The sequence below is a fragment of the Cupriavidus sp. SZY C1 genome, assembly GCF_032190535.1.
Classification (GTDB): domain Bacteria; phylum Pseudomonadota; class Gammaproteobacteria; order Burkholderiales; family Burkholderiaceae; genus Cupriavidus; species Cupriavidus pauculus_C.
Map to the genome: position 1 here is coordinate 156,735 of NZ_JAUANU010000001.1, position 22,782 is coordinate 179,516.

Sequence of the window (22,782 nt, forward strand, 5' to 3'; positions counted from 1 at the left end):
TTATTCCTGCGAATTATCCTGGGAGAAGTTGGCACCGTTGGCCACCGTGCGCATGGTCGGCACAAAGGCGTCGGTCGCCACCGACGTGCGGTGCGCACGCAGGTATTCGTCGAGCCGCGGATCGCGGATCATCTGCGCGCTGTCGGCGGAGACGGTAACGATGCCGCCCGGCGCGGCCGCGACCGGCGCACCGGCCTTCATCGCGCTGCCAGGCTGCTGGTCGGCGCGCGCCACGATGGCGTCCGGCGCGCCCACGTCACCCGTGCCGCGCATCTGCGGCACGACCACCCAGCTCACCGCGGCGACGGCGGCGGCGATTGCCGTGCCGGGCACCACGCGGCGCACCCACGACGGGCGCACCAGCAGGCGGTGGCGGCGTGCGGCGGCTACCGCCGGCACCAGCACGTGCGGTTCGGCCTCGAGCCGGGCAGAAAACCGGGAAAGAAAATCGGCGGTGGACCCCGCGTGCGACAGCTCTTCCGAGCGCAGCGTGTCACCGATCAGTTGATACATCGACCAGTCGGCCATCCCGCTATCGTCTTTCGCGATATCGAGCGCCGCGTCGACTTCGTGCGCCGTCAGCTCACCATCCATCAGGATGGAGACCTGCTCCGCTGCTTCCATTACATGAACCGACTGCTTATGAGCCTGACCCATTTCCAACCCCAAGAAATTCCATGAAACACCGATAAATCCCGTCACTACCGCTTGTCGTTTATCGATGCAGGAATAGGCTGCAACGCTGGCTGCACGACATTCTTACTTACCACCGCTTGCCCTCTGCCGTTCCCAGCAGGGGCCGCAATTTTTCCGCAATCGCCTCGCGCGCCCGGAAGATCCGCGAGCGCACCGTGCCGATCGGACACCCCATCGCCTCCGCGATCTCCTCGTAGCTGAGGCCTTCGATCTCGCGCAGCGTGATGGCGGTACGTAATTCCTCGGGCAATGCTTCCATCGCGCGGTTTACCGTATCGGCAACCTGGCGCGTGTGCAGCATGGACTCCGGCGTATTGATATCCCTTAGTTGCTCACCGTCCGCAAAAGTTTCAGCCTCTTCGGCATCGATATCGCTGGAGGCTTCCGGACGGCGCCCCTGGGTCGCCAGGTAGTTCTTGGCAGTGTTGACAGCGATCCGGTACAGCCACGTGTAGAAGGCGGACTCCCCCCGGAACTGGGGCAGGGCACGGTAGGCCTTGATAAAGGCATCCTGCGCCACATCCTCCACTTCTGCGGGGTCCCGGACAAGGCGCGAGATCAGGCGGATGATCTTCCGGTGGTACTTGACCACCAGCAGTTCAAAGGCCTTCTTGTCGCCCTGCTGGACGCGTTCAACTAGAAGCTGATCGGCTTCGCGTTCGCTCACGAATGGTTCACCTGCTGCAGTGTATCTCTTGGTTTCGTCGTCACGACAAGCGTTGTATTTTACCTACGATCGGGGCGCCGCTGGGTGTCGCAAAGCGCATTCTGTGACCGCGGAGACGCAAATTGGTTCACTTGCCGGGTTGCGCGGTTGCACCGGCGTGCAACCGCGGCAGGGAACGAACCGGGAACATGCGGAATGGAGACCGGGGCCCTCCGGTCGAAGGGCCCGGTCCCGCGCGACGGCTGCCGCGCGTTCAGATACGGCGGAAAACGAGCGTGCCGTTGGTACCGCCGAAGCCGAAGTTGTTCTTCACGGCCACGTCGATCTTCATGTCACGCGCCGTGTTGGCCACGTAGTCCAGGTCGCACTCGGGATCCTGGTTGAAGATGTTGATCGTCGGCGGCGACACCTGGTTGTGCAGCGCCAGCACCGTGAAGACCGATTCCAGGCCGCCCGCGCCACCCAGCAGGTGGCCGGTCATCGACTTGGTCGAGTTGACGGCCACCTTGTAGGCGGCGTCGCCCAGCGCCAGCTTGATCGCGTCGGACTCGTTCTTGTCGCCCAGCGGCGTCGACGTGCCATGCGCGTTCAGGTAGTTCACCTCGTCCGGATTCACGCCGGCGTCCTTCAGGGCCGCCACCATGCAACGGCGCGGGCCGTCGGTATTGGGGGCGGTCATGTGGAATGCGTCGCCGCTCATGCCGAAGCCGACCAACTCGGCGTAGATCCGGGCGCCCCGGGCCTTGGCCGATTCGTACTCTTCCAGCACCATCACGCCGGCGCCCTCGCCCAGCACGAAGCCGTCGCGGTCCTTGTCCCACGGACGCGACGCAGTGGCCGGGTCCTCGTTGCGGGTGGACAGCGCGCGCGCCGCGGCAAAGCCGCCGATACCCAGCGGCGAGACCGTCGACTCGGCGCCGCCGGCCAGCATCACGTCGGCGTCGCCGGCCTGGATCAGGCGGGCGGCCAGGCCGATGCTGTGCAGGCCGGTCGTGCAGGCCGTCACGGCCGCCAGGTTCGGACCCTTCAGGCCGTGGATGATCGACAGGTGGCCCGAGATCATGTTGATGATCGACCCCGGCACGAAGAACGGCGAGATCCGGCGCGGGCCGCGGTTGGCCAGCGTCATCTGCGTGTCCTCGATCATCGGCAGGCCGCCGATGCCCGAGCCCACCAGCACGCCCACGCGGTCGGCGTTGGCATCGGTCACTTCCAGACCGCTGTCCTTCAGCGCCTGCGAACCAGCCGCAATGCCGAAATGGATGAAGGTATCCATATTGCGGGCTTCCTTGGCCGGGATGTATTCCTCGGCGTTGAAGCCCTTCACCTCGCCGGCAAAATGAACTGCCAGGGCGGAGTGATCGAATTTGGTAACGGTGGCGATGCCGGACTTGCCGGCAACCAGATTGGCCCAGCCTTCGGCAACCGTGTTTCCGACCGGAGACACAAGGCCGAGCCCAGTGACGACGACGCGACGACGGCTCACTATTCTTTCCTACGAGTGCGTGAAGTGGAACCGGAATGCTTCAGGACCCGGCGCGGGCTGCCGACATATGTCATAGGGCAGTTGGCCAGATACCTTTCCGATACAGCTTCTTCGAACAGACGAAAGCCACAGAAAACGGCATGACAGGACCGTGACGGCCCCGTCCATGCGCCTTCTGTGGCTCGGAATATGATGACGACGGCTTAAGCCTTGACGTGCGCGGTGGCGTAGTCGATGGCTTGTTGCACGGTCGTGATCTTCTCGGCTTCCTCATCCGGAATTTCCATGCCGAATTCATCTTCCAACGCCATCACGAGTTCAACCGTGTCCAGCGAGTCCGCACCGAGGTCATTCACGAACGACGATTCGTTCTTGATGTCTGCCTCGGCCACGCCAAGCTGTTCAGCCACGATTTTCTTGACGCGTTGTTCGATATTGTCCATGTAACCCTCCAGGGAAGTTCGACAAAAAGTGGGCGCATTTTAGCAGGTTTGGACCACAAAAAATCCGCCTGCCAATCTTTGCAAGAATCGCGCCCGATTGGTTTCAAAAACAGCCACTTCAACCGGCTTCTTGCGGCTTCTCCCTCGAAACCGAAGCCGGCCAGAATCCTCAGTTCATGTACATGCCGCCATTCACGTGCAGCGTGGTGCCCGTGATGTACGCGGCCTGCGGACCAGCCAGGAAAGCCACTGCGTTGGCGATGTCCTCGGGCTGGCCCAGGCGGCCCAGCGGAATGCGCGATTTCAGGCTGGCCTGCTGCTCTTCCGACAGGACCTTGGTCATGTCCGTGTCGATAAAGCCCGGCGCCACGCAGTTCACGGTCACGTTACGGCTGCCGATCTCGGCCGCCAGCGCGCGCGTCATGCCCTCCACGCCGGCCTTGGCCGCCGAGTAGTTCATCTGGCCCGCATTGCCGACCGACCCCACCACCGACGTGATGTTGATGATGCGCCCGCCGCGGGCCTTCATCATCGGGCGCAGCACGGCGCGCGACAGCCGGAACACGGCCGTCAGGTTCGTGTCGATCACAGCCGTCCAGTCGTCGTCCTTCATGCGCATGGCCAGTTGGTCCTGCGTGATGCCGGCGTTGTTCACCAGCACGGCAAGGCCGCCATGCGTCTTCACGATCTCGTCGATCACGGCGTCGCAGCGCGCGGCGTCGTTCACGTTCAGCACCACGCCATGCCCCTTCAGCCCTTCGGCCGACAGGTATTCGCCGATGCCCGCGGCGCCGGCCTCGCTCGTGGCGGTGCCGATCACCATGGCACCCTGGCGGGCCAGTTCCAGCGCGATCGCCCGGCCGATGCCGCGCGAGGCGCCCGTCACCAGCGCGACCTGATTTTCCAGCGTCTTGCTCATGTTGCGTTCGTTCCTTGGTCTTATTTCAGCAGCGCCAGCGTTTCCTGCAGCGATGCCGGATCGAAGATTGCACCACCCACCAGGTTGCTGTCGATGCGCTTGGTCATGCCGGCCAGCACCTTGCCCGGGCCGCACTCGATGACATGGGTCACGCCCTCGGCGGCCATCTTCTGCACGCACTCGACCCAGCGCACCGGCGCGGCGGCCTGGCGGACCAGCGCGTCCTTGATCTGGTCCGGGTCGTTGACGATGGCCACGTCGACGTTGTTGACCAGCGGGATCGACGGCGCCGAGAACGCCAGGCCGGCCATGCGCTCGCGCAGGCGGTCCGATGCCGGCTTCAGCAGCGACGAGTGGAACGGGGCCGAAACCGGCAGCGGCAGCGCGCGCTTGGCGCCCTTGCCCTTGGCGATCTCGCACGCCTTTTCCACGGCGGCCTTGTTGCCGGCGATTACCACCTGGGCCGGGGCATTGAAGTTGACGGCCTCCACCACGCCCACACCGGCCGCGGCCGCCTCGGCGCAGGCCGCGCGCACATCATCGTCGGACAGGCCGAGGATCGCGGCCATGCCGCCCTCGCCCACCGGCACCGCTTCCTGCATGGCCTGGGCGCGGAAGCGCACCAGCGGCACCGCGTCGGCAAACGGGATCACGCCCGCGGCCACCAGGGCCGAATACTCGCCGAGGCTGTGGCCGGCCACCAGCGCCGGCGCCGGACCGCCGGCATCCAGCCAGGCGCGGTACACGGCCACGGCCGCGGTCAGCATCACGGGCTGGGTATTGGTCGTCAGGTTCAGTTCTTCCGCCGGGCCTTCGGCAATCAGCTTGCCGATGTCCTGGCCCAGCGCCGCCGAAGCTTCGTCGAGCGTGGCGCGCACCACCGGGTGGTCGGCGAACGCGTTGAGCATGCCAACCGATTGCGAACCCTGTCCGGGGAAAACGAATGCGAATTTCATCGGCAATCCAGTCCTAGCTATTCATCGTGTCGAGCGGTGCGGCGCCGGCTGGCGGCGCGCACCGGCCGCATATTACATGCGCAGCAGCACCGCGCCCCAGGTGAAGCCGCCGCCCACGCCTTCCATCAGCACGGTCTGGCCCGGCTGGATGCGGCCGTCGCGCACGGCCACGTCCAGCGCCAGCGGGATCGACGCGGCCGAGGTGTTGCCATGCTCGTGGACCGTCGCCACCATGCGCTCGCCGGGCAGGCCCAGCTTCTTGGCCGTACCCTGCATGATGCGGATGTTGGCCTGGTGCGGAATCAGCCAGTCGATCTGGTCAGCCTGCATCTCGGCCGCGGCGATGGCCTCGCGGGCCACCTTGTCCAGCACCGTGACGGCCAGCTTGAACACCGCCTGGCCGTCCATGTGCAGGAAGGCGTTGCCGGTGATGGCACCGCCGGACACGTTGCCCGGCACGCACAGGATATCCACGTGGTTGCCATCGGCATGCATGGCCGACGACAGGATGCCCGGCTCGTCCGAGGCCGTCAGCACCACGGCGCCGGCGCCGTCGCCGAACAGCACGCAGGTGGTGCGGTCGTTGAAGTCGAGGATGCGGGAAAACACTTCGGTGCCGATCACCAGCACGTTCTTGTGCGATCCGCTGCGGATGAACTTGTCGGCCGTCGACATCGCGTACACGAAGCCCGAGCACACCGCCTGCAGGTCGAACGCCGCGCAGTGGTTCGTGATGCCGAGCTTCTGCTGCACCAGGCAGGCGGTGCTCGGGAACACGAAATCGGGCGTGGACGTGGCCACGATGATCAGGTCGATGTCCTGCCGTTCGATCCCGGCGGCGGCAATCGCCTGCTCGGCGGCCTTGACCGCGAGGTCGCTGGCCGTGACGTCGGGTTCCGCCCAGTGGCGCGCCGAAATGCCGCTGCGCGAGACGATCCACTCGTCGCTGGTCTCGATGCCCTTCTCGGCAAGCTGCGCGGCCAGGTCGTGATTCGTGACGCGCCGCGGGGGCAGGTAGCTCCCCGTGCCGATGATTTTTGCGTACTTGGTCATGAGTGTGTCGGATCGTGGTGCTCGCCGGTCCGCCCTGGCCAGGCCGTCGGGCGAACCCTCCGGCCAGCCGCCCGGGGGCGCGCGGCCTCAGGCGGCACGGGTATCGGAATGAGGGTCCGGTGTGTCTGTCTCCGGGCCCGCCGTCGCGGCGCCAGCGGCACCGGACTTGTTGGCGAAGGCCTTGGCAATGCGTTCGATGACGCCATTTCTGGCCGCATCATACCCGCGTTTGATCGCCCACTCAAAGGAATGGGCATCGGCGGATCCGTGGCTCTTGATCACCAGCCCGCGCAGGCCCAGCAGCGAGGCACCGTTGTAGCGGGCCGGGTCCAGCCGCCGCGCCAGGCGCGACAGCACCGGCATGGCCACTGCCGCCAGCAGCTTGGTGAACCACGACCGCGTGAATTCTTCCTTGATCATGCTGCCGATCATCTTGGCCAGGCCCTCGGTGCTCTTGAGCGCCACGTTGCCGACAAAGCCGTCGCAGACGACGATGTCCGTCGTGCCCTTGAAGATGTCGTTGCCTTCCACGTTGCCGTAGAAGTTGAGCTCGGAAGCGCGCAGCAGCTCGCCGGCGGCCTTGACCACCTCGTTGCCCTTGATCACTTCCTCGCCGATGTTGAGCAGGCCCACCGTCGGGTGGTCCTTGTGGTCCACCACGGCCACCATGGCCTCGGCCATGCGCGCGAACTGCAGCAGGTGTTCCGGCTCGCAGTCGGCATTGGCGCCCAGGTCCAGCACCGTGGTGCCCCAGCCCTGCTCGTTCGGAATCGTGGTGGCGATGGCCGGCCGCTCGATGCCTTCGAGCGTCTTGAGCACGTAGCGCGACACCGCCATCAGCGCGCCCGTGTTGCCGGCGGAAATACAGGCCCCGGCCTTGCCTTCCTTGACCTGCGTCACGGCCACGCGCATCGAAGAATCCTTCTTCTTGCGCAGCGCCACTTCCACCGGGTCGTCCATGGTGATGACCTCGGTCGCGGCCACCACGGTCACGCGCGGATGATCGGTCGCGTGCAGCTTCTTGAGCTGCGCGGCGATGGCGTCGGGCAGGCCGACGAGGACCATCTCGGCGTCGTCGTGACGCGAAAGAAAACTGATCGCCGCCGGCACTGTCACGGAGACTCCGTGATCACCGCCCATGCAGTCGATAGCGAGCTTGATCGTCATTGTTTCCTGATACGGAAAGCGCGCCGGCACCCGCCGCCTCGGTTCGCGGGGACGCAACCAGCCGGACGCGCGAATACGCTGCCGTGCGGGCGCCGAGCGCCCAACAAAAAAGCGGCAACGAGCTTGCCGCTTTCCTGTTTTACACCTGACAACGTGCGCGAGCGAGACACAGGGTCACGCCAGACGACCTGGTCAGTCGTTCTTGGTCTTGATGACCTTGCGACCACGGTAGTAGCCGTTCGGGCTCACGTGGTGGCGCAGGTGGGTTTCGCCCGTGGTCGGCTCGACGGCCAGGGGGGCGACCGACAGATGGTCGTGCGAACGATGCATGCCGCGCTTGGACGGCGACTTCTTGTTCTGTTGAACAGCCATGATGACTCCTTCGAGAATTTTGCGATATTAACACACGCATCCTGCGCAAGGCGTAGCCGGGGCCCGGCCGGATGCTTGACCTGCTACCTGGATGACCGCCACCGGCCGCGCCTCGCGCGGCGTCAGTGCCTGGTCTTCAGGCCGGCCAGCGCCGCGAAGGGCGATGGCCGCTTTTCTTCCTCGGGTGCAGCCTCGGGCTCCACCTCGCCGTCCGCCCCGGTCACGAGCGACTCGTGCACCGTGGGGCAGACCACATGCTTGGGTGCCGTCGGCAACGCCAACAGCACTTCATCCTCAATCAGTTCCAGCGCCGAGAACTTCTTCGACCCCACGATCACGTCGAGTTCGTCGTCGTCCATCGGCGCCTCGTCGGCGGCCGCCTCGCTGGCTACCACCTCGAAGCACATCTTCGTGGCGATCGGCTCGGCGTACACGCCCAGGCATCGCTGGCAATCCAGCCAGACGCGGCCGTTGACCGTTACCTCGACGAACAGCCGCTGCGACGCCGGCGCGCCGGGCTCGGCTGCCTCCTCACGCGCAAACCCGGCGAGGGTGTAGGCAAATGCCTCGTCCCGCGCGGACGCTGGCGCATCGGCAGCCGTCTCGGCTAAGATGCGCGGCAAATCGCGCACCGGCACCTCTCCCGCCACGCTGCCACCTTTGCGGCAGAAGACGAAGAGATCGGTTTCACGCAGGTCGAAGGCCACGGCGGACGCCGCTGGCTGGGTCGGCTGACTCATACTGAATCGCAGAAATGCCTTGTTTGCCACACATGAGCGGCAACGATGTGCCTGTGCAGCTAAACGCGCGATTATACGTTGTTTTTTCCGGATCGGTCAAAGTATACGAACCCGCGCCCGCTGGCGCCCCGTATGCCAGCCATCTTTCGCCACCGCCCTAGCGACCACCCTGTTCCTATGTCTTCCGATGCCCGCCCTGCCCTGATCCTCGGGTCGAGTTCCCCGTACCGCCGCGACCTGCTGGCGCGCCTGCGGGTGCCATTCGAGGTGGCGACGCCCGACATCGACGAAACGCCGCTGCCCGGCGAACGCCCCGACGCCACCGCGCTGCGGCTGTCGCGCCTGAAGGCCGAAGCCATCGCCCAGCGCCACCCGGGCGCGCTGGTGATTGGCTCGGACCAGGTCTGCACGCTCGACGACCTCCAGATCGGCAAGCCCGGCACCCACGAGAAGGCGCTGGCCCAGCTCCAGCTCATGCGTGGACGCACCGTCACATTCCACTCGGCCCTGTGCCTGCTCGACAGCCGCAACGGCGTGGCCCAGCTTGCCGACGTGCAGACGCGCGTCACGTTCCGCAACCTGTCCGATGCCGAACTCGACGCCTATCTGCGCATCGAGACGCCGTACGACTGCGCCGGCAGCGCCAAGGCCGAGGGCCTGGGCATCGCCCTGCTGGCGCGCGTGGAATCGGACGATCCGACCGCGCTGATCGGCTTGCCGCTGGTGGCGCTGACCGCCATGCTGCGCCAGGCCGGCTACCCGATCCTGGGAGCCTGACCATGCCCGGCACGCTATTCCTGATTCCCAACACGCTCGGCAAGCGCGACGAACACGACCCGGTGAGCGACGTGATTCCGGCCGGCGTGCAGCAGATTGCCGCGCGGCTCGACTACCTTGTGGCCGAGAACGCCAAGACCGCCCGCGCCTTCCTGAAGAAACTGGGCGAAACCGCGCCACTGGCCCATGCGATCCAGCAGATCGAGATCCGCGAGCTGAACGTCAATACGAAGGCCGACGCGCTGGGCGCGCTGCTGGACCCCATCGCCGCCGGGCGCGACGGCGGGCTGCTGTCCGAGGCCGGCGTACCGGCCGTGGCCGACCCCGGCGCGGACCTCGTACGGCTGGCCCACGCGCGCGGCATCGCGGTCCGGCCGCTGGTCGGGCCCAGTTCGATCCTGCTGGCGGTGATGGGTTCGGGCCTGAACGGCCAGAGCTTTGCATTCAACGGCTACCTGCCGGTGGACGCCGAGGAACGGGCCCGCAAGCTGCGCGACCTCGAACAGCGTTCGCGCAAGGCGCAGCAAACCCAGGTGTGGATCGAGACGCCGTACCGGAATGGCGCCTTGCTGGACGCGCTGCGCCAACATTGCGCCGGCACGACCCTGCTGTCGATCGCCGTGGACCTGACGCTGCCGACCGAAGCCATCATCACGCTGCCCATCGCCGACTGGCGGCCGGACCGCCTGCCGCTGCACAAGCGCCCGGCGATCTTCTCGCTGCTGGCCCAGTAAGAGTAAGAGCCTGGGCCGCCGGGACCGGCCCGGCAGCCTTGGCCAGCGTCAGCGCACCACCGGCGCGCCGACGCTCAGCATGACCTTCATCGCGGCCGATCCCACCGCCGCGCCAAACCGCTTGGCCACGCGCTCGGCCACGTTTTCCTTGACCGTGTAGTCGACGATGTCCTCGGCCTTGAACACGTCGCGCGCCACATAGTCGGCGCTGCCCAGGCCGTCGGCCAGCCCCAGCTCCACCGCGCGCTCGCCCGACCAGAACAGGCCCGAGAACAGCTCCGGATCGTTCTTGAGCCGGTCACCGCGGCCTTCCTTGACCACGTCGATGAACTGTTGGTGAATCTGCTTGAGCATCGATTCGGCAAACGCGCGCTGGCGCGGCACCTCGGGCGAGAACGGGTCGAGCATCCCCTTGTTGGCGCCCGACGTGTAGAGCCGCCGCTGCACGCCGATCTTGTCCATCAGGCCCGTGAAGCCAAACCCGTCCATCAGCACGCCGATCGAGCCGACGATGCTGGCCTTGTCGACATAGATCTTGTCGGCCGCGGCCGCCACGTAATAGCCGCCCGACGCGCAGATTTCCTCCACCACCACGTAGAACGGCTTGTCCGGATAGATCTTGCGCAGCCGGTGGATCTCGTCGTTGATGATGCCGGCCTGCACCGGCGAGCCGCCCGGCGAGTTGATCTTGAGGATCACCCCGGCCGCCGACGTGTCGCCGAACGCCGCCTGCAGCGACGCGTTGATCGACTCCGCGCTGGCCGGCGTGCCGGCGGCGATCTCGCCTTCCAGCGTGACCATGGCGGTATGGCGGCCGCTGGTGCTGGTCAGGCCGTCGCCCTTGAAGTCGATGACCGCGAACAGGATCAGCGCCAGGATACCCAGCCCCACCAGCCGGAAGAAGATCTTCCAGCGCCGCGCCGCGCGCTGCTCGCGCAGGCTGGCCAGCAGCACCTTTTCCAGCACATCGCGTTCCCAGCCGCCGGCCGCGCCGCCCACCGGCTTGGCCGGCTTGCCAGCCAGGCGGGCGCGGCGTTCGTCGGCCTCGCGCTGGGCCGCGTCGTCGCCGGCCTTCAGTTCGTCCTCCAGCGGATAGTCGGCACGCGGCGCGGTCTCCAGCGTCTCGTTGCGCGGCGGCGGCTCGGTGCCCCGGTCGGGCTGGTCCGGTTGATCGAAAGGCGATGGCGGTTTTTGCTGTTCTGTCATGCAGATGGACTCAAGCGTCAAACGGGGCCCGGGCGCCGGTCAGCCGGCGTCGGGCGCAAAAAATGGCGCTTCGGGCTGCCAGAAGACAGCGCCGTCACGTTCCTCGATGCGGAGTTTGGCCAGCGCGGCGCCCCGGCAAGGGCCGCCCACGCAGAGGCCGGTGTCCGGCGCATAGGTTGCGCCATGTGTCGCACACATCAAGTATAGGCCCGCACTGTCGAAAAACTGGCCCTCCTGCCAGTCCAGCTCCATGGGCACATGGGCGCACTGGTTCAGGTAGCCGTGGACGGCGCCGTCGTAGCGGATCACGAACGCGCCAATCTCGCGCGGCGGCGCGCCGGACGCACCGGCCGACACCCGGACCGTGAACCGCACGCCGGCGCCGCCATCGACCAGTTCATCCGCCGCGCACACCCGGCGCGGGGCCAGGCTGCCGTCACGCATGCGTCAGCAGCCACTGCTGCAGGTCGTCGATCGACGTGGCGCAGTGCAGCGGCGCCATCGCGCGCAGCGATTCGGCCGGATGGGCGCCGTAGCAGACACCCAGCCCGTGCGCGCCGGCGTTGATCGCCATCTGCAGGTCGTGGGTGGTGTCGCCGATCATCAGCGTCCGGTCGATGTCCTGGCCCAGTTCGCGCGTCAGTTCGTGCAGCATGGCCGGGTGGGGCTTCGAAAATGTCTCGTCGGCGCAGCGCGTGGCATCGAACAGCTTGCCAAGGCCGGTGCTGGCCAACGCCCGCTCCAGGCCCACGCGGGTCTTGCCGGTGGCGACGCCCAGGAAGTAGTGCTCGGCGTGCAGCGCCTCCAGCATCTCGCGCACGCCCGGGAACAGCACCAGCTCGGCGTCGCGGGTCAGGAAGTGAAAGCGGTAGCGCTCGGCCAGGCGCGGGTAGTCGGCCGGATCGAGCGTCGGCACGGCATACGACAGCGCGTCCTTCAGGCCCAGCCCAATCACGTGGCTGGCCGCGCTGTCGTCGGGCACGGGCAAGCCGAGGTCGCGGCTGGCCATCTGTATACATTTGGTGATCGTCGGGGTGGAATCCATCAGGGTCCCATCCCAGTCGAAGACGATCAGGTCGAAGCGCTGCCTGGCCATTGCGGTCCTTGGTCGATGCAGAAGTGTTTCAGTGAGAAGTGGCGGCGCGTGGCGCCCGCTTTCAGCCAGCGGCCCCGAGCGGACTCAATTGTTGCAAAAATTCGACACATTCGCCCGGCAGCGGCGCGGAAACCGTCACCGGCGCCCCGGTCTGGGGATGCGTGAACGTCAGTTTGTGCGCGTGGAGGAACATCCGCTTGATCCCCGGCCGCGCGCCGCTGCGCGAAAGTGCCTTGTTCAGCGCAAAGTCGCCGTACTTGTCGTCGCCGACGATCGGGAAGCCCGTCGATTGCAGGTGGACGCGGATCTGGTGCGTGCGGCCGGTCTTCAGCTCGGCCTCCAGCAGCGTGAATTCCTCGAACGCCTTGACCCGGTTGAACACCGTATGCGACGGCAGGCCGTCGGCCTGCACCCGCACGCGGCGCTCGCCGTCCGGCGTGTTGTATTTATATAGCGGCAGCTTCACGTGCTGCCGCGCGTTTGGAAACTCGCCGGCCACGCAGGCGAAGTAGCGCTTGTCCATGCCGTTGCCGCGGATCTGCTCGTGCAGGTTGACCAGCGCCGAGCGCTTCTTCGCCAGGACCAGGATGCCCGACGTCTCGCGGTCCAGCCGGTGCACCAGTTCCAGGAACTTGGCGTCCGGACGGGCGCGCCGCAGTTGCTCGATCACCCCGAAGGCCACACCCGATCCGCCATGCACGGCCACGCCGGCCGGCTTGTCGATGACGAGCACGTGGGTATCCTCGAACAGCACCGGAAACTCGCCGGCCGGCACGTAGGCGGCCTCGCCATCTGCCTTTTCCGCCACCCGCATCGGCGGAATCCGGACGACATCGCCCAGCTTCAGCCGGTAAGTTGCATCGATCCGGCCCTTGTTGACGCGCACCTCGCCGGAACGCAGCACCCGGTAGATGTGGCTCTTGGGCACGCCCTTGGCCACCTTGAGCAGGAAGTTGTCGATGCGCTGGCCTTCCGAACTCTCGTCGATCGTGACATACGCCACCTGGAGGCCATTCGCGCGGGAGCGCGGCTCCGTTTCAATTTGATGGCGTAACTCATTCATTTTCAATATAATTTCCCGGCCATTCCCGGCCAAGGACCGGGAGTGTGCGACCTGTGTAAGCGATGTTTGGCGCGGACCCGGCCTGGAAAGCCAGCCCATTGCGGCGGACCGGAACGGAACATGCAGGGCCACCCGGCAATTATTCTGGGTAGTCCCACCAGTACCCGCGCGAGATTCCGCATTTTACACTTCGGGTTGCCGCCAGCCCGGCCTGTCTCCCGCCTGTTGCGTACCCGCAAGGCGCCAGATGGGCAAATGGTGGCAAACAGCAGCACGCACGCGCCGCGCCGGCGCGCAGGAAGCCGCCCATAGGCGGCTTCGGCAACCAGCCGGCCGACACGTGGAAACTGAGTGTTCAGGTAGAAAAGAATTCAATGCGGATGCCGGCATCGAAACAGGCATCCGCATCGGTGAGAGAAGACCGCCCGCACCGGGAACCGGTGCCGGCCCGGCAGGAGACACCCTGCCAACCGACCTGCAGTATCGGCCGCGATCCGTCGCCGCCCGTCGTTGTTCGACGAGCCGGCGCGAGGCGCCCCGAGCGCAGAACGCGAAGAAGCAGCGGCGCGCCCGCCCGCGGACAGGTCGGCTTGGCAACGGCATGCAACTGCTGCGTCCGGATGACTTGCTCTTTGACGCGTCCTGGCCATCCCGGCTCCGGCTGCGATCGGTAGCGCCGCCGTGCCGCTGGCACGGCCCACGTGCCGCCATCGCCCCGGACCCGCCGGCATCCGCCAGACATCGCTGCACCAGGAGCAAGGCCCATTTGCCCTCTCCCACCCAGCAGCGGACCCGCCGCAGCCTTCATCGCGGATGACCGGGACGCCGACAGCCTCTCCTTTCACCCGCGCCCAGCCGGCGCGCGCCACCCTGGCGTGCCCGGCAACTCCGGCAATTCTCCCGCCCTCGCTCAGCTTTCCTCGCGTGCTCCCTGGACCGTCGCAGGCATGATCCATTCATGACAGAAGCGTGCCTGTGACACTGGAGTGAGGTATTGCGATGAAACGCATGCTGTTCAACGCGACGCAACAGGAGGAGTTGCGCGTCGCGATCGTCGATGGTCAGAAACTGATCGACATCGACATCGAAACTGCCGGGCGCGAGCAGCGCAAGGGCAACATCTACAAGGGCGTCATCACCCGCATCGAGCCGTCGCTGGAAGCCTGCTTTGTCAACTACGGCGAAGAGCGCCACGGCTTCCTGCCGTTCAAGGAAGTGGCACGCGCGTTCTTCAAGGACGGCGTGGACGTGCGCAACGCGCGCATCCAGGACGCGCTGCACGAAGGCCAGGAACTGATCGTCCAGGTCGAGAAGGAAGAACGCGGCAACAAGGGCGCCGCCCTGACCACGTTCATCTCGCTGGCCGGCCGCTACCTGGTGCTGATGCCCAACAACCCGCGCGGGGGTGGCGTGTCGCGCCGCATCGAGGGCGAGGACCGCCAGGAACTGCGCGAGACCATGGCGCAGCTGCAGGTGCCGGAAGGCATGAGCATCATCGCGCGCACGGCCGGCATCGGCCGCGCCGCCGAGGAACTGCAGTGGGACCTGAACTACCTGCTCCAGCTCTGGAAGGCCATCGACGGCGCCGCCGGCGACAACAAGGCCCCGCTGCTGATCTACCTGGAATCGAGCCTGGTCATCCGCGCCATCCGCGACTATTTCCAGCCGGACATTGGCGAAATCCTGATCGACACGGACGAGATCTACGAGCAGGCGCGCGCCTTCATGAGCGTGGTCATGCCCGACAACATGAACCGCGTGAAGAAGTACCGCGACGACGTGCCGCTCTTCTCGCGTTTCCAGATCGAGCACCAGATCGAATCGGCATACTCGCGCATGGTAATGCTGCCGTCCGGCGGTGCCATCGTGATCGACCATACCGAAGCCCTCGTGTCGGTTGACGTGAACTCGGCCCGCGCCACCAAGGGTGCGGACATCGAGGAAACCGCGCTGCGCACGAACCTGGAAGCGGCCGACGAGATCGCCCGCCAGCTTCGCCTGCGCGACCTGGGCGGCCTGATCGTGATCGACTTCATCGACATGGAGTCCGGCAAGGCCCAGAAGGACGTGGAAACGCGCCTGAAGGACGCCCTGCGCCACGACCGCGCCCGCGTGCAGATGGGCAAGATCAGCCGCTTCGGCCTTATGGAGCTGTCGCGCCAGCGCCTGCGTCCTTCGCTGTCGGAAGGCTCGCACATCACCTGCCCGCGCTGCAATGGAACAGGCCACATCCGCGATACCGAATCGTCCGCCCTGCAGGTGCTGCGCATCATCCAGGAAGAGGCGATGAAGGAAAACACGGCCGCCATCCACTGCCAGGTGCCGGTGGAAGTGGCCGCTTTCCTGCTGAACGAGAAGCGCCAGGACATCAACCTGATCGAGCTGCGCTTCAAGGTGAACGTGCTGCTGATCCCGAACAAGCATCTGGAGACACCGCACTACAAGCTGGAGCGCCTGCGCCACGACGATCCGCGCCTGGAGGACTCGACCGCCAGCTACCGCATGGCCGAGGCCGCCGCCAAGGAGCTGGAAGCCGACACCAGCTACAGCAGCCGCAAGAAGGAAGATGCGCGTCCGCGCCAGGAAGCCGCCGTCAAGGGCATTACGCCCGACGCGCCGGCGCCCGTGTCGGTGCCGCGCCCCGAGCGCGCGCCGAAGCCGGAAGCCCCGACTGCCCGTCCGACGCCCGCCACCCAGCCGGTGGCAAGTGGCGGTTTCGTCGCCTGGCTGAAGGGCCTGTTCGGCGCCAAACCGGCCCCCGCGCCGGTGGCTGAAGCCGCCAGGCCGGCGGCCGAGGGCCAGGCACGCGGCGAAGGCCGTCCGGGTCGTGGCGAACGTGGCCAGCGCGCCGAACGTGGTGAGCGCGGCGAGCGCGGCGAAGGCCGCCAGGGCCGCGGCGAGCGTGGTGGCGAATCCCGCGGCGAGCGCGGCGAGCGCCAGGGCCGTGGCCAGCGCGGCGAACGCGGCGAACGCGGCGAGCGTACGGAACGCACCGATCGCGCCGACGCCCAGCGCGGCGAGGCACGTGAAGCCCGCGAACCCCGCGAGCCGCGCGAAGCCCGTGAACCGCGCGAGCCGCGTGGCGACCGCCAGCCCCGCGCCCCGCGCGAAGGCCAGCAGGCGGCTGCCCCGGCAGTCGTTGCGGGCGAGCGTACCGAGGCGCGCCGCGAGCGCAACCAGGAACGCCGCGAGCGTCAACGTGACCGCCAGCGCGAGCGCAGCGAGTCCCGCGAGTCCGAGGAAGCGCTGAACGTCGAAGGCGTCGCGCCGCAGTCGGCACTGGAAGCCGCCGAGGCCGCACCGGCCGTGATGGCCGCGCTGGACCTGCCGGCAGGCGCCCCGGGCGCCGAAGCCGGCGCGGAAACGGCTGAAGGCGAAGAGCGCCGCCGCCGCAACCGTCGTGGCCGCAACCGCTATCGCCGCGAGCGCGAGGAAGGCGCAGGCGTGGAAGGCAACGAAGGCAACCTAGCCGAAGTCAGCGCCGGCGTGACCGAGTCGGAAGACGAATCGGCATCGGCAGCCGCCCCGGTGGCGCAGGCCGCACCGGTTGCCGAACCTGCCGCCCCGGCCGTGCAACCGGCCGTGGCCGAGACGCCGGCCCCGCAAGTGGCCGCAGCCAGCGCGCTGGTCGCCACCGAGCCGGTCGTCCAGGCCGCCCCGGCGCAGTCCGAGGCCGCCGCTCCGGCACCGGCACCGGCCGCCGAACCCGTGTTTGCCGCCGTGGCCCAGCCGCAACCGGCTCCGGTGGTGACGCCGGCGCCGACGCACGGTGCCGACGAGGTTCACGCCGAACCGGCGCCCGTCGCCACGGCTCCGGCCCTGCCCGAGCCCGTGATCGCGGCGGCCGAAGTGGCGCCCGCCCCGGTGCCCGCCGTGGAAACGCCGGCTCCGGCCGCGATCGCCCCGGCCGCGCCGGCACCGGCCGGCACCAGCGCCCCGGCGCTGGAGTCGATGCTGGCAACGGCTGGCCTGGAGTGGGTCCGCACGGACAGCGCCAAGCACGCCGCCGCGCAGGAAGCCGCCGCCCGCATCGCGCCGGCCCCGCGCGTGCCACGCGAGCGCAAGCCGCTGCCCCCGCTGCCCCAGGGTCCGATGGTCCTGGTGGAAACCGGTGGCAACCAGCGCGAGATGGCGCAGCAACAGCAGCAGCAGCAATAACCCACCTCCGGGCGGGTCACCAGAAGGGACGGCAGGCGCCGTCCCTTTTTTCGTTTGTGCCGCCGGCCTGACTTGGCACAGCCCGCCCAACTGTACTGCCGCGCCCCGCGGTCATGTGTACATCTGTCATGACAGTGTTGCGCGCGGCGACGCGCCGCCCTCGGCTAGAATGGCAGGCAGAACGGTCCCCGGGGCGCCCAAGCGCCGGACGGCCGCGGCCCCACTCTGCCATGACCGACACTGTCATCCCGATCTTCGACCTGCGCGACCATCGATACCGTTCGATGGTGCCGAGCATTCCGTCGCGCCTGATGGCGCCGACCGGGCTCGTTGCCGACACGCGGGGCCGGCCGCTGCACGACCTGCGCATCTCCGTCACCGACCGCTGCAACTTCCGCTGCGTCTATTGCATGCCGAAGGAAGTGTTCGACAAGGACTACACGTTCCTGCCGCACTCCGAACTGCTCAGCTTCGAGGAAATCGAGCGGGTGGCCCGGCTGTTCGTGGCGCAGGGCGTGGAGAAGATCCGGCTGACCGGCGGCGAGCCACTGCTGCGCAAGAACATCGAACGGCTCGTGGAAATGCTGGCGCGCATCGAGACCGCGTCCGGCAAGCCGCTGGACCTGACGCTGACGACCAACGCATCGCTGCTGGCCCGCAAGGCGCAGTCGCTGCGCGACGCCGGGCTGACGCGCGTGACGGTCAGCCTGGACGCCATCGACGACACCACGTTCCGCAAGATGAACGACGTGGACTTTGCCGTGCGCGACGTGCTGCACGGCATCGAGGTGGCGCAGGCCGTGGGCCTGGCGCCGATCAAGGTCAACATGGTGGTCAAGCGCGGCACCAACGACCAGGAAATCGTGCCCATGGCGCGGCATTTCCGGCACAGCGGCATCATCGTCCGGTTCATCGAGTTCATGGACGTGGGCGCCAGCAACCACTGGCAGATGGACGAGGTGCTGCCGTCCGCCGACGTGGTGCGCCGCATCGACCAGGTCTTCCCGCTGGAAGCCGTCCAGGCCAACTATTCGGGCGAGACCGCCGAGCGCTGGCGCTACCGCGACGGCGGCGGCGAGATCGGCGTGATCTCCAGCGTCACGCACGCTTTCTGCGGCGATTGCAGCCGCATCCGCCTGTCCACCGAGGGCCGGCTTTACCTGTGCCTGTTCGCCACCGAAGGCTACGACCTGCGCGCGCTGCTGCGCGGCGGCCACAGCGACCTGGCCATCGGCAACGCCATCGCGCAAGTCTGGCAGGCCCGCACCGACAACTATTCCGAGCAGCGCAGCGACCCGGCCATCCGCGCGGCGCGGGCCGAACGCAAGATCGAGATGTCGTACATCGGCGGCTGATGATTGCGCGCGACGACATCACGGGCCTGATCCTGGCCGGCGGCCGAGGCAGCCGGATGGGCGGCACCGACAAGGGCCTGCAGCCGTTCCGGGGCGTGCCGCTGGTGCGCCACGTGCTGGACCGCCTGGCGCCGCAGGCCGGTCCGCTGCTGATCAATGCCAACCGCCACCCCGACCGCTACGCCGCGTTTGGCGTGCCGGTCATCGCCGATACCATGCCCGACTTTGCCGGTCCGCTGGCCGGCATGCTGGCCGGGCTGGCCCACTGCCGCACCGGGTGGCTGGTCACGGTGCCCTGCGATACGCCGTTCCTGCCCGATGACCTGGTGCAGCGGCTGGCCCGCGCCATCGACGCCGAAGGGGCCGAGCTGGCCGTGCCGGTGACGACCGAGCCCGACGGCCAGCGCCGCCTGCAGCCCGTGTTCTGCCTGATGCCGGCCGCGGCCGCCGCCAGCCTGCGCGCCTACCTTGATGCGGGCGACCGCAAGATCGAGCACTGGGTCACGCGCCGGCGGCTGGCGCAGGTGCCGTTCGACGACGCCATGGCATTCGCCAACTTCAACACGCTCGACGAGCTGCGCCAGCACGAGGCGCCCTGACACTACATCCCCGGTCCTCCCGCCATGCCTTCGTTGCAATCCGTGATTTCCTGCCAGTCCGACTATGACCCCACCGCGTTGCCGGTGGACCAGGCCAACGCGATCATCGCCGGCGTGCTGGAGCCGGTGCAGGGCGTGGAGCAACTGGCTATCCGCGCCGCGCTGGACCGCGTGCTGGCCTACGACGTGATCTCGCCGATCGACGTCCCGCCGCACGACAACTCGGCCATGGACGGCTACGCGTTCGCCGGCCAGGCGCTGGCGGGCGCCGGCGGCAACATCGCGCTGGAAGTCATCGGCACGGCCTACGCGGGCACCGCCTTCAACGGCGAGGCGCAGGCCGGCCAGGCCGTGCGGATCATGACCGGCGCCACCCTGCCCCCCGGCTGCGATACCGTGATTCCGCAGGAACTGGTCGAGGTCCAGGCCGGCGGCAACCTGGTGCGCTTTGCCGCCGACGCCGTGCGGGCTGGCGACAACCGCCGCCAGCGTGGCGAGGACCTGTCGCGCGGCCAGGCCGCGTTGCGCGCCGGGCGCATCCTGACGCCGGCCGACCTGGGCATGCTGGCGTCGCTGGGTGTGGCCGAGGTCAAGGTGCGCCGCCGGCTGCGCGTGGCATTTTTCTCCACCGGCGACGAACTGCGCTCCATCGGCGAGCCGCTGGACCCTGGCTGCGTCTACGACTCGAACCGCTACACGCTGCACGGCATGCTGCGCCGGCTCAATGTGGACCTGATCGACATGGGCGTGGTGCGCGACGATCCGGCCGCCATGGAAGCCGCGTTCCGCAGCGCGTGCGAGACCGCCGACGCCATCATCACGTCGGGCGGCGTCTCGGTGGGCGATGCCGACTATACGAAGCAGATCATGGACAAGCTCGGCGAGGTCACGTTCTGGAAGATCGCCATGCGCCCGGGCCGCCCGATGGCCTTCGGCCGGATCTCGTCGAACGGCCATGACGCGGTGCTGTTCGGCCTGCCTGGCAACCCCGTGGCCGTGATGGTGACGTTCTACCACTTCGTCCGGGGCGCGCTGCACCGCCTGATGGGCGCCGATGTGGCGCCGCTGCCCCGCATTTGCGTGCGGACGACCACGCCGATCCGCAAGAAGCCGGGCCGCACCGAGTTCCAGCGCGGCATCGTCGCCGCCGGGCCAGATGGCTACCTGCAGGTGCGGCTGACCGGCGAGCAAGGCTCCGGCGTGCTGCGGTCGATGAGCGAGGCCAACTGCTTCGTCGTGCTCGACCACGACCAGGGCCCGGTGGCCGCCGGCGACACGGTGCAGATCGTGCTGTTCGACGGCCTGATCTGACCGCCGCAGGCGCCGGCGCGACCGGCCCCGATCCGCCACATCGGCATGAATGAGAAGGATTCATACCGGCGCGCGATGGGCCTGCACGCGGCGCCATCGCGGCCCCGGCGCACGGTGTCGTTTTTGTGCCGCACTCTTTGCGCGAAAGCACCGCGTGCAGCGGGATTTGCCTCATCCGTTTGGGGGGCGGTCTAGGCGTCGCAAGCCCCAATCGCTACACTTGCAGCACGAAAATCCGAACCCCCCAATATCTTGTCCGTCGTCATGCACCAGGAGATCGCGTACCTCCATCCCGTCAAGACTGCCCGCGCGCTCGTGCTCGTGTACCTGTGTTTCTCGGTGCCGATCGTCGCCATGGGCCTGTTCGTCGCCTTCGTGCGTTACGGCGACCTGCCCGGCATTGCCGTCTTCACGGCCCTGATCCTCAACGCGCTGATCGGCTTCGGCCTGCTGTGGCTGGGCTGCCTGGCCTACAACTGGGTGGCCGCCCGCTTTGGCGGCATCGAGGTCCACGTCCGCGAACTGAGCCCCGAAGACCGCGCCTGAGCGACCGGACCGCGCCGGACCGCCCTGCACCGGGCCTGCCGGCGCCGTGCCGGCTGTGTCGCGATCTATTCCCGCCCCGTATCGTCCTCCGGCGCCGCCGCGTCGCCGGCTGGCGTACCGATCCCCAGCGTTCCCGACGCCGCCGTTCCCAATAGCTGTTCCGCCATTTCGCCTGGCAGGGCTTCCACGGTGCGCAGCTTGCGCTCCATCTGGCGTGTCCGGACTTCGGCCTGTTCGATGTTGCGCGCCGCGCGCACCAGCGTGTCGCGCGTCTTGGCCAGGACCTCGCCGAACTTGCCGAACTCGGTCTTGACCGCGCCCAGCACTTCCCACACCTCGCTCGAACGCTTTTCCAGCGCCAGCGTGCGGAACCCCATCTGCAGGCTGTTGAGCAACGCCGTCAGCGTCGTCGGCCCGGCCACAGTCACGCGGAAATCGCGCTGCAGCAGGTCGGTCAGGCCCGGCCGGCGCAGCACCTCGGCGTAGAGCCCTTCGGTCGGCAGGAACAGGATGGCAAAGTCGGTGGTGGCCGGCGGCGCCAGGTACTTCTCGGCAATCGTCTGCGCCTCGCGGCGCACGGCCACTTCGAGCTCGCGGCTGGCCAGCTGGACGCCGTCGACGTCGCCCCGCTCCTGCGCGTCGACCAGCCGCTCGTACTGGTCTTTCGGAAACTTCGCGTCGATGGGCAGCCAGACCGGGCTGCCGCCGACCTCGCGCCCCGGCAGCCGGATCGCGAACTCCACGCGCGCGCCCGAACTCTGGACGGTCTCGACGTTCTTGCTGTACTGGTCCGGCGTCAGGATCTGTTCCAGCAGCATCGCCAGTTGCACCTCGCCCCAGGTGCCGCGCGTCTTGACGTTGGTCAGCACGCGCTTGAGGTCGCCCACGCCCTGCGCCAGCACCTGCATCTCGCCCAGCCCGCGGTGCACCTGCTCCAGGCGCTCCGACACGAGCTTGAACGATTCGCCCAGCCGCTGCTCCAGCGTGGCGTGCAGCTTCTCGTCGACGGTCCGGCGCATTTCCTCCAGCTTGGCCGCGTTGTTGGCCTCGATGTCGCGGAGCTTCTGCTCCAGCGTGGCGCGCACGTCGGCCAGCCGCCGCTCGTTGGCCTCGGACATCTGCGCAAGCTGTTGCTGCTGCACCGTGGCGATGCTGGTCAGCTGCGCCGAAAGCTGTTGCTGGAAGCGCAGCATCTGCTGGCCGGCCTCGCTGCGGCTGCCGCGCGCGTTGTCGGCCAGTTCCGCGCGCAGCTCGCGCTCCAGCCGCTCCAGCCCACGCGCGGTGTCCTCGCGCACGTCGTCGCGCAGGTCGCCCAGCATCGGCTGCAAGTCGCCCGGCCCGTGGCGCGACAGCCGCACCAGCAGCACGGCCAGCAGTATCACGGCCGCCACGGCGGCGACCAGGGTCAGCAAGGGTATCAACGTCATGAAAACTGGCG

The 22,782-nt window shown here is 67.8% G+C and carries 22 protein-coding genes; 7 read left to right on the forward strand and 15 right to left on the reverse strand.

Going from position 1 to position 22,782, the window contains the following annotated elements; genetic code table 11:
* The 10 genes from QTN24_RS00735 to QTN24_RS00780 form a co-directional block, all read right to left on the reverse strand.
* Entirely contained in the window at positions 1-657 is a 657-nt protein-coding gene (locus tag QTN24_RS00735; RefSeq protein ID WP_313835375.1) for a sigma-E factor negative regulatory protein, read from the reverse strand.
* A 106-nt stretch (positions 658-763) separates the two neighbouring features.
* Positions 764-1,363 (reverse strand): RNA polymerase sigma factor RpoE, encoded by a 600-nt coding sequence (rpoE, locus tag QTN24_RS00740; protein WP_092594264.1) that lies wholly within the window; start codon positions 1,361-1,363, stop codon positions 764-766.
* Between the two features lie 253 nt (positions 1,364-1,616).
* Positions 1,617-2,849 carry a beta-ketoacyl-ACP synthase II gene (gene fabF / locus QTN24_RS00745; protein ID WP_124683815.1) on the reverse strand — a complete coding sequence of 411 codons (1,233 nt, stop codon included), beginning with the start codon at positions 2,847-2,849 and terminating at the stop codon, positions 1,617-1,619.
* A 203-nt stretch (positions 2,850-3,052) separates the two neighbouring features.
* Positions 3,053-3,292, reverse strand: a complete 240-nt coding sequence (gene acpP / locus QTN24_RS00750) for an acyl carrier protein (protein ID WP_008644813.1) — start codon at positions 3,290-3,292, stop codon at positions 3,053-3,055.
* A gap of 169 nt (positions 3,293-3,461) precedes the next feature.
* A complete protein-coding gene (gene fabG, locus QTN24_RS00755) occupies positions 3,462-4,211 on the reverse strand; it encodes a 3-oxoacyl-ACP reductase FabG (RefSeq protein ID WP_124683814.1) in 750 nt (249 codons plus the stop codon).
* Between the two features lie 20 nt (positions 4,212-4,231).
* Positions 4,232-5,167: an ACP S-malonyltransferase gene (gene fabD / locus QTN24_RS00760; RefSeq protein ID WP_124683813.1), complete on the reverse strand. Its 936-nt coding sequence runs from the start codon at positions 5,165-5,167 to the stop codon at positions 4,232-4,234.
* Between the two features lie 72 nt (positions 5,168-5,239).
* Positions 5,240-6,220 carry a beta-ketoacyl-ACP synthase III gene (locus tag QTN24_RS00765; RefSeq protein WP_124683812.1) on the reverse strand — a complete coding sequence of 327 codons (981 nt, stop codon included), beginning with the start codon at positions 6,218-6,220 and terminating at the stop codon, positions 5,240-5,242.
* An 87-nt stretch (positions 6,221-6,307) separates the two neighbouring features.
* A complete protein-coding gene (gene plsX, locus QTN24_RS00770) occupies positions 6,308-7,387 on the reverse strand; it encodes a phosphate acyltransferase PlsX (protein WP_124683811.1) in 1,080 nt (359 codons plus the stop codon).
* Positions 7,388-7,579: 192 nt separating this feature from the next.
* Positions 7,580-7,759 carry a 50S ribosomal protein L32 gene (rpmF, locus tag QTN24_RS00775; RefSeq protein ID WP_008644820.1) on the reverse strand — a complete coding sequence of 60 codons (180 nt, stop codon included), beginning with the start codon at positions 7,757-7,759 and terminating at the stop codon, positions 7,580-7,582.
* A gap of 122 nt (positions 7,760-7,881) precedes the next feature.
* Positions 7,882-8,499, reverse strand: coding sequence for a YceD family protein (locus QTN24_RS00780; RefSeq protein ID WP_313835008.1), 618 nt, complete (start codon positions 8,497-8,499; stop codon positions 7,882-7,884).
* A 177-nt stretch (positions 8,500-8,676) separates the two neighbouring features.
* On the opposite strand from QTN24_RS00780, the gene QTN24_RS00785 reads away from it, so the two are divergent.
* Both QTN24_RS00785 and QTN24_RS00790 read left to right on the forward strand, forming a co-directional pair.
* Positions 8,677-9,276, forward strand: a complete 600-nt coding sequence (locus QTN24_RS00785) for a Maf-like protein (protein ID WP_124683809.1) — start codon at positions 8,677-8,679, stop codon at positions 9,274-9,276.
* 2 nt (positions 9,277-9,278) lie between these two features.
* Complete coding sequence (locus tag QTN24_RS00790) at positions 9,279-10,010, forward strand: SAM-dependent methyltransferase (RefSeq protein WP_313835009.1); 732 nt, start codon at positions 9,279-9,281, stop codon at positions 10,008-10,010.
* A 48-nt stretch (positions 10,011-10,058) separates the two neighbouring features.
* Here QTN24_RS00790 and QTN24_RS00795 read toward each other — a convergent pair whose 3' ends face one another.
* The 4 genes from QTN24_RS00795 to QTN24_RS00810 all read right to left on the reverse strand — a co-directional run bounded on the left by QTN24_RS00795 (position 10,059) and on the right by QTN24_RS00810 (position 13,375).
* Positions 10,059-11,216: a S49 family peptidase gene (locus QTN24_RS00795; protein WP_313835010.1), complete on the reverse strand. Its 1,158-nt coding sequence runs from the start codon at positions 11,214-11,216 to the stop codon at positions 10,059-10,061.
* A gap of 39 nt (positions 11,217-11,255) precedes the next feature.
* The gene (locus QTN24_RS00800; RefSeq protein WP_124683806.1) at positions 11,256-11,660 is read right to left on the reverse strand and encodes a Rieske (2Fe-2S) protein; all 405 of its coding nucleotides are present in this window, start codon (positions 11,658-11,660) and stop codon (positions 11,256-11,258) included.
* Positions 11,653-12,312, reverse strand: a complete 660-nt coding sequence (locus QTN24_RS00805; protein WP_124683805.1) for an HAD-IA family hydrolase — start codon at positions 12,310-12,312, stop codon at positions 11,653-11,655. The genes QTN24_RS00800 and QTN24_RS00805 overlap by 8 nt, the downstream gene beginning before the upstream one ends.
* A 61-nt stretch (positions 12,313-12,373) precedes the next feature.
* Complete coding sequence (locus QTN24_RS00810; protein WP_313835011.1) at positions 12,374-13,375, reverse strand: RluA family pseudouridine synthase; 1,002 nt, start codon at positions 13,373-13,375, stop codon at positions 12,374-12,376.
* Positions 13,376-14,374: 999 nt separating this feature from the next.
* On the opposite strand from QTN24_RS00810, the gene QTN24_RS00815 reads away from it, so the two are divergent.
* The 5 genes from QTN24_RS00815 (at position 14,375) to QTN24_RS00835 (ending at position 21,344) form a co-directional block, all read left to right on the forward strand.
* The gene (locus tag QTN24_RS00815; protein WP_313835012.1) at positions 14,375-17,533 is read left to right on the forward strand and encodes an Rne/Rng family ribonuclease; all 3,159 of its coding nucleotides are present in this window, start codon (positions 14,375-14,377) and stop codon (positions 17,531-17,533) included.
* 230 nt (positions 17,534-17,763) lie between these two features.
* Positions 17,764-18,888: a GTP 3',8-cyclase MoaA gene (gene moaA, locus QTN24_RS00820; RefSeq protein ID WP_313835013.1), complete on the forward strand. Its 1,125-nt coding sequence runs from the start codon at positions 17,764-17,766 to the stop codon at positions 18,886-18,888.
* Entirely contained in the window at positions 18,888-19,487 is a 600-nt protein-coding gene (gene mobA / locus QTN24_RS00825; RefSeq protein WP_313835014.1) for a molybdenum cofactor guanylyltransferase MobA, read from the forward strand. The genes moaA and mobA overlap by 1 nt, the downstream gene beginning before the upstream one ends.
* Before the next feature lie 24 nt (positions 19,488-19,511).
* On the forward strand, positions 19,512-20,798 hold the full coding sequence (gene glp / locus QTN24_RS00830; RefSeq protein WP_313835015.1) for a gephyrin-like molybdotransferase Glp: 1,287 nt from the start codon (positions 19,512-19,514) through the stop codon (positions 20,796-20,798).
* Between the two features lie 264 nt (positions 20,799-21,062).
* Positions 21,063-21,344: a hypothetical protein gene (locus tag QTN24_RS00835; protein WP_124685079.1), complete on the forward strand. Its 282-nt coding sequence runs from the start codon at positions 21,063-21,065 to the stop codon at positions 21,342-21,344.
* 65 nt (positions 21,345-21,409) lie between these two features.
* Here QTN24_RS00835 and rmuC read toward each other — a convergent pair whose 3' ends face one another.
* Positions 21,410-22,771: a DNA recombination protein RmuC gene (rmuC, locus tag QTN24_RS00840; protein WP_313835016.1), complete on the reverse strand. Its 1,362-nt coding sequence runs from the start codon at positions 22,769-22,771 to the stop codon at positions 21,410-21,412.
* Positions 22,772-22,782: the final 11 nt, after the last annotated feature.

Excerpts from the sequence above, each read along its gene's own strand:
- QTN24_RS00795 (WP_313835010.1), bottom strand. The coding sequence starts at position 11,216 with ATGACAGAACAGCAAAAACCGCCATCGCCTTTCGATCAACCGGACCAG.
- QTN24_RS00805 (WP_124683805.1), bottom strand. The coding sequence starts at position 12,312 with ATGGCCAGGCAGCGCTTCGACCTGATCGTCTTCGACTGGGATGGGACC.
- QTN24_RS00790 (WP_313835009.1), top strand. The coding sequence starts at position 9,279 with ATGCCCGGCACGCTATTCCTGATTCCCAACACGCTCGGCAAGCGCGAC.
- acpP (WP_008644813.1), bottom strand. The coding sequence starts at position 3,292 with ATGGACAATATCGAACAACGCGTCAAGAAAATCGTGGCTGAACAGCTT.
- glp (WP_313835015.1), top strand. The coding sequence starts at position 19,512 with ATGCCTTCGTTGCAATCCGTGATTTCCTGCCAGTCCGACTATGACCCC.
- QTN24_RS00780 (WP_313835008.1), bottom strand. The coding sequence starts at position 8,499 with ATGAGTCAGCCGACCCAGCCAGCGGCGTCCGCCGTGGCCTTCGACCTG.
- fabG (WP_124683814.1), bottom strand. The coding sequence starts at position 4,211 with ATGAGCAAGACGCTGGAAAATCAGGTCGCGCTGGTGACGGGCGCCTCG.
- QTN24_RS00815 (WP_313835012.1), top strand. The coding sequence starts at position 14,375 with ATGAAACGCATGCTGTTCAACGCGACGCAACAGGAGGAGTTGCGCGTC.
- moaA (WP_313835013.1), top strand. The coding sequence starts at position 17,764 with ATGACCGACACTGTCATCCCGATCTTCGACCTGCGCGACCATCGATAC.
- rmuC (WP_313835016.1), bottom strand. The coding sequence starts at position 22,771 with ATGACGTTGATACCCTTGCTGACCCTGGTCGCCGCCGTGGCGGCCGTG.
- rpmF (WP_008644820.1), bottom strand. The coding sequence starts at position 7,759 with ATGGCTGTTCAACAGAACAAGAAGTCGCCGTCCAAGCGCGGCATGCAT.
- QTN24_RS00785 (WP_124683809.1), top strand. The coding sequence starts at position 8,677 with ATGTCTTCCGATGCCCGCCCTGCCCTGATCCTCGGGTCGAGTTCCCCG.
- plsX (WP_124683811.1), bottom strand. The coding sequence starts at position 7,387 with ATGACGATCAAGCTCGCTATCGACTGCATGGGCGGTGATCACGGAGTC.
- fabD (WP_124683813.1), bottom strand. The coding sequence starts at position 5,167 with ATGAAATTCGCATTCGTTTTCCCCGGACAGGGTTCGCAATCGGTTGGC.
- mobA (WP_313835014.1), top strand. The coding sequence starts at position 18,888 with ATGATTGCGCGCGACGACATCACGGGCCTGATCCTGGCCGGCGGCCGA.
- QTN24_RS00735 (WP_313835375.1), bottom strand. The coding sequence starts at position 657 with ATGGGTCAGGCTCATAAGCAGTCGGTTCATGTAATGGAAGCAGCGGAG.
- QTN24_RS00800 (WP_124683806.1), bottom strand. The coding sequence starts at position 11,660 with ATGCGTGACGGCAGCCTGGCCCCGCGCCGGGTGTGCGCGGCGGATGAA.
- QTN24_RS00810 (WP_313835011.1), bottom strand. The coding sequence starts at position 13,375 with ATGAATGAGTTACGCCATCAAATTGAAACGGAGCCGCGCTCCCGCGCG.
- QTN24_RS00835 (WP_124685079.1), top strand. The coding sequence starts at position 21,063 with ATGCACCAGGAGATCGCGTACCTCCATCCCGTCAAGACTGCCCGCGCG.
- QTN24_RS00765 (WP_124683812.1), bottom strand. The coding sequence starts at position 6,220 with ATGACCAAGTACGCAAAAATCATCGGCACGGGGAGCTACCTGCCCCCG.